The organism is Streptomyces sp. KLMMK (genome assembly GCF_036961605.1).
Lineage (GTDB): Bacteria > Actinomycetota > Actinomycetes > Streptomycetales > Streptomycetaceae > Streptomyces > Streptomyces telluris.
Genome location: NZ_JBAMDC010000436.1, coordinates 1 through 5,090, shown reverse-complemented (window position 1 = coordinate 5,090; position 5,090 = coordinate 1). Strand labels below are relative to the sequence as shown.

The 5,090-nt window shown below is 71.1% G+C and carries 2 protein-coding genes; both read left to right on the top strand.

The window, feature by feature from the left end; translation table 11 throughout:
* The first annotated feature begins 598 nt into the window (after positions 1-598).
* The gene (locus V7793_RS33060; RefSeq protein WP_336013399.1) at positions 599-3,904 is read left to right on the top strand and encodes a S8 family serine peptidase; all 3,306 of its coding nucleotides are present in this window, start codon (positions 599-601) and stop codon (positions 3,902-3,904) included.
* A gap of 194 nt (positions 3,905-4,098) precedes the next feature.
* Positions 4,099-5,016, top strand: coding sequence for a trypsin-like serine peptidase (locus V7793_RS33055; protein WP_336013398.1), 918 nt, complete (start codon positions 4,099-4,101; stop codon positions 5,014-5,016).
* Positions 5,017-5,090 lie beyond the last annotated feature (74 nt).

Below are 5,090 nucleotides of genomic sequence, written 5' to 3'. Positions count from 1 at the left end.
GTCGCCAGGCCGATGCCGGTCGCGGCGGTCGCGGCCCCCGCCGCCGCCAGGAACGTACGGCGGTCGAGGCGGGCGTCTGCGGATCTGTCTGATCTGCGGTGCATAGCGGTCTCCCCGAGTGCGAACGCGAAGCGGGCTGGAGCGGGCTCCGGGCTGCGGAGCGTTGCCGGCAGCGATCCTTGCTACCCAGGATCGTTGGCAGCGGGGGTGACCTGGGCGTGAACGCGGCCGCAACGGCCGCCGCCGATCACCGCACATCGATCTTGGCGAATGCGAACGGACATACAGCACTCGTCCCCTGGCGGACTGACGCTCACTCAGCGTTCACTCTCGGGTGGAACACTGGGCAGGTTCTGGGGCAGGAGCTGTAGTCCGTTTGCCCTAGAGCCTCTGAGCTGCGGGAACGCCGCTGACCGCTTCACGGCCTCCGTCACGCTTCCTCCCGACTGACGCCTGGCGGGTTTACGCCATCCTTACGTTCCCTCTCCGACAACTCTCCCCAAACCCCCGTCACTTCCATAAAAGTGATCGGTCATCCGGCTCCGATTTCCGGACGCCCGCTGTTCAGCGGCACCTTCACGTCAAAACAGGGATGGACATGACCCCCGAATCCCGTAACACGCGCCCCGGCGGCGCGAGACGCCCGGTCCGAATAGCCGTCGCGGCCTCCCTCGTGGCCGCCCTCACGGCCGCGGGCGCCGCGCCCGCCTTCGCCGACGATCCGCTGCCCGCTCCGGGCCCCGTCAAATCGCCCGCGGACAAGCTCGGTTCGCACGACGCCGCCCTGCTCGCCGGGGCCAAGGCCGGCGGCGACAGGACGGTCACGATGATGATCGCCACCGCGCCCGGGCAGACCGGCCAGGTCGCCGGCAAGCTCGGTGCCATCAAGGGCGCCTCGGTCGGCCGCACGGACGACAAGCTCGGCTACGTCCGGGCCACCGTCCCCACGCCCAAGGCCGACGCCGCCATCGCCGAGGCGCAGAAGCTCGGCTCGGTGCACGGCATCGACCTCCGGCAGGAGATCAGGCTCCCGGACCCGACGCCGCGCGCCGACGCCGCCGAGGGCGCCCGCGGCGCCAAGGCCGGCAGCTTCCCCGCGCCGGGCAAGGACACCCCGGCGAAGAACCCCTACCAGCCCGCCTTCGAGACCGGTGCCGTCGACTTCACCGAGGACCACCCCGGCGCGGACGGCCGGGGCGTGACCATCGGCATTCTCGACTCGGGCATCGACCTGGGCCACCCGGCGCTGCAGAAGACCACCACCGGCGAGCGCAAGATCGTCGACTGGGTCACCGCGACCGACCCGCTCACCGACCAGGACGGCACCTGGCTGCCGATGACGGCCGATGTCTCCGGCCCGTCCTTCTCCTTCAACGGCCGCAGCTACACGGTGCCCGGCAACGGCCCTTACCAGGTGGCCCTGTTCCGGGAGAACGCGACCGCCGGCGGCGACATGAAGGGCGACCTCAACCGGGACGGCGACACCACCGACTCCTGGGCGGTCCTCTACGACAAGGCCAAGGGCACCGTCCGCGTCGACCTCGGCGACGACGCCGACTTCGGCAACGACGAGGAGATGAAGCCCTACAAGGACGGCTTCCAGGTCGGGTACTTCGGCAAGGACAAGCCCGACACCGCGATCGCCGAGCGCATCCCCTTCGTCGTGCAGATCCGCAAGGACGTGCCGATGGACCCGAAGGGCGGCGACTGGATCGGCAAGAAGGCCGACTTCGTCAGCATCGGCGTCATCGAGTCCGAGCACGGCACGCACGTCGCGGGCATCACCGCGGCCAACGGCCTCTTCGGCGGGAAGATGAACGGCGCGGCTCCCGGCGCCAAGCTCGTCTCCTCGCGCGCCTGCACCTGGAGCGGCGGCTGCACCAACGTCGCCCTGACCGAGGGCATGATCGACCTCGTGGTCAACCGCGGCGTCGACATCGTCAACATGTCGATCGGCGGCCTCCCCGCGCTCAACGACGGCAACAACGCCCGCTCCGAGCTCTACACGCGCCTCATCGACACCTACGGCGTGCAGCTGGTGATCTCCGCGGGCAACAGCGGCCCCGGCGCCAACACCATCGGCGACCCCGGCCTGGCCGACAAGGTCATCAGCGTCGGCGCGTCGGTCTCCAAGGAGACCTGGGCGGCCAACTACGGCTCGGAGGTGAAGACCAAGTACGCGATGATGCCCTTCTCCTCCCGCGGCCCGCGCGAGGACGGCGGCTTCACCCCGACCCTCACCGCCCCCGGTGCCTCGGTCAACACCACGCCGACCTGGGAGCCCGGCGCCCCCGTCAAGGAGGCCGGCTACGACCTCCCGCCCGGCTACGGCATGCTGCAGGGCACCTCGATGGCCTCCCCGCAGGCCGCCGGCGCCTCCGCGCTGCTGATCTCGGCCGCCAAGCAGAAGAAGATGAAGCTCACCCCGGCCGACCTGCGCACGGCGCTCACCAGCACCGCCAAGCAGATCAAGGGCGCGCAGGCCTACGAGCAGGGCGCCGGCCTGATCAACATCGAGGACGCCTGGGAGGCGCTGCGCCACCGCGCCACCGCGCACGACTACACCGTGCAGGCCCCGGTCTCCACCGCGCTGTCCCCGGCACTCAAGACCCCGGGCTCCGGCACCGGCCTCTACGACCGCGAGGGCGGGCTGAAGGCAGGCGGGACCCGCACCTACGACGTGACGGTCACCCGCACCTCCGGGCCCGGCAAGGCCGTCTGGCACGAGCTGAAGTGGCGCAACAACGACGGCACCTTCAAGCTCGCCGGTGACGACGAGGTCAAGCTGCCGCTGAACAAGCCCGTGACCGTCAAGGTCACGGCGAAGCCGAGGACGGCCGGCCTGCACAGCGCGATCCTCACCGTGGACGACGACCGCACCGAGGGCATCGACAAGCAGGTCCTCACCACCGTCGTCGCCGCCGAGCCGCTCGCCGCGCCGTCCTACGTGGTCAAGAAGACCGCCACGGCCGTGCGCAACGCCACCACCTCGTACTTCGTCAGCGTCCCGAAGGGCGCGAAGACGCTGGAGGTCGCGCTCGGCGGCCTGGCCAAGGACAGCCAGACCCGGTTCATCGCGATCAACCCCTACGGCGTGCCGGTCGACCCCACCTCCACGGTCAACTGCTACCCGAACTACCCGAACCCGGCCAACACCTGCCGCCCGGACCTGCGCAGCTACGCCAACCCGCTGCCGGGCGTCTGGGAGATCGAGGTCGAGTCGCGGCGCACCTCCCCGCTGCTGGAGAACCCCTACACGCTGACCGCCACCGCGCTCGGCGTCACCTTCGACCCGGCGACGCAGACCGTCCCCGAGGCGAGGATCGGCACCCCGGCCGCCGTCTCCTGGAAGGCCGTCAACGGCTTCGCGGCGCTGGAGGGCAGCCTCAAGGGCGGTCAGCTGGGCTCCTCGAAGATCGCCCGGCCGGAGATCAAGGAGGGGGAGAAGCAGGTCACCAAGGTCACGCTCGGGGCCGGTGTCACCCGCTTCGACGCCGCGATCGGCGCCACCGCCGACGCCAAGGCCGACCTGGACCTGACCGTCTACAGGGACGGCAGGGCCGTGAGCTCCTCCACCAGCGGCGGCTCCGACGAGCTCGTGAGCCTGACCAGGCCGGCCGCGGGCGAGTACACCGTCGAGGTCACGGGCTACTCGGTGCCCGCGGGCTCGACCGCCTACGACTACCGCGACGTGTTCTTCGCCCCCTCGCTGGGCGAGATCAAGGTCGCCGAGGGCTCCGCCGTCAAGCTCGGCGCCGGGCAGTCCGCGCCGGTCGCGGCCGAGGTCGTGGTGGCGGGCGCGGCTCCGGAGGGGCGCTCCTTCTTCGGGGACGTGCAGCTGGTCAACGCGGCCGGGACGGTCGCGGGCAACGGCAGCGTGAAGATCGAGAAGGTCGTCGGCTAGCCGGACGCAGGGAATGACGAGGGGCGGGCGCACGGTATGGGCGCCCGCCCCTTTCACGCTTCGAGAGCCCACTCGTGCGCTCCTCCGCGCTCCTACCGTGGCCCGGATTCCCGGAGGAGATTCGAGCACAGGGTGCGCTTACGCCCTATTCGATGCGGTCTGCGGACCTTGCCGTCGAAGGGACGGTTTCTGCCATGCCCCAGGACCCCCACACCCCCGTCTCCAGCGACCCCGCTGCGGACCTGCTGCCCGCCGACGGACAGCCCGTGTTCCAGCAGCCCGGCACGGGCGCGGGCGGCGAGCCCGCCCCGGGCAGCTCCACCGGCACCGAGCCCGTCGAGGGCTACCGGCTGCCGGAGCCGCCCGAGGCCGACGACCTCTTCGGCGGCCTCGTCCCCGACATCGGCGAGGCCTCCTTCGGGCCCCCGGCCGGCCCGGAGACCGTCCACGGGCCGGACGACCGGGTGCAGATCACCAACACCTGCGTCTATCCGTGGCGCGTGCACTGCTTCCTGGAGATCACGGCCGCGGACGGCAGCGGCTGGCTCGGCACCGGCTGGTTCATCGGCCCGCACACCATCGCCACCGCCGGGCACGTCGTCTTCATCAAGAACAGCGGCGTGCCCGGGCGGGACGGCTGGGTCCGCAGCATCAGGGTCTGGCCCGGGCGCAACGGCGGCACCGTCTGCTACGGCCCGGTCGTCAGCACGAGCTTCCGGTCGGTGACCGGCTGGACCGGCAGCGGCGACGAGAACTTCGACTACGGCGCGATCATCCTGCCGACGGACCTGGGCGCACAGACCGGCTGGTTCGGCTTCGGGGTCTGGTCCGACGCGGACCTGCTCCAGGTCACCGGCAACATCGCCGGCTACCCGGCCGACAAGCCGTACGCCACGCTCTGGTACGACGCGCGCCGCATCGACTCGGTGGGCCCGCGCAAGGTGTACTACGACATCGACACCTTCGGCGGGCAGAGCGGCAGCTCCGTCTACCGGATCATCGGCAACGACCGGTACGGGGTCGCCGTCCACGCGTACGGCGGGGCCCGGGTGAACTCCGGGACCCGGATCACCACGCCGGTCTACAACAACTTCGTGGCCTGGAAGGCGTGACCCGATCCGTATGACCACCCGAGCGACCACCCGAGTGCCCCTCCGGGGGAACGCCCGATCCGCATGAACGCCCC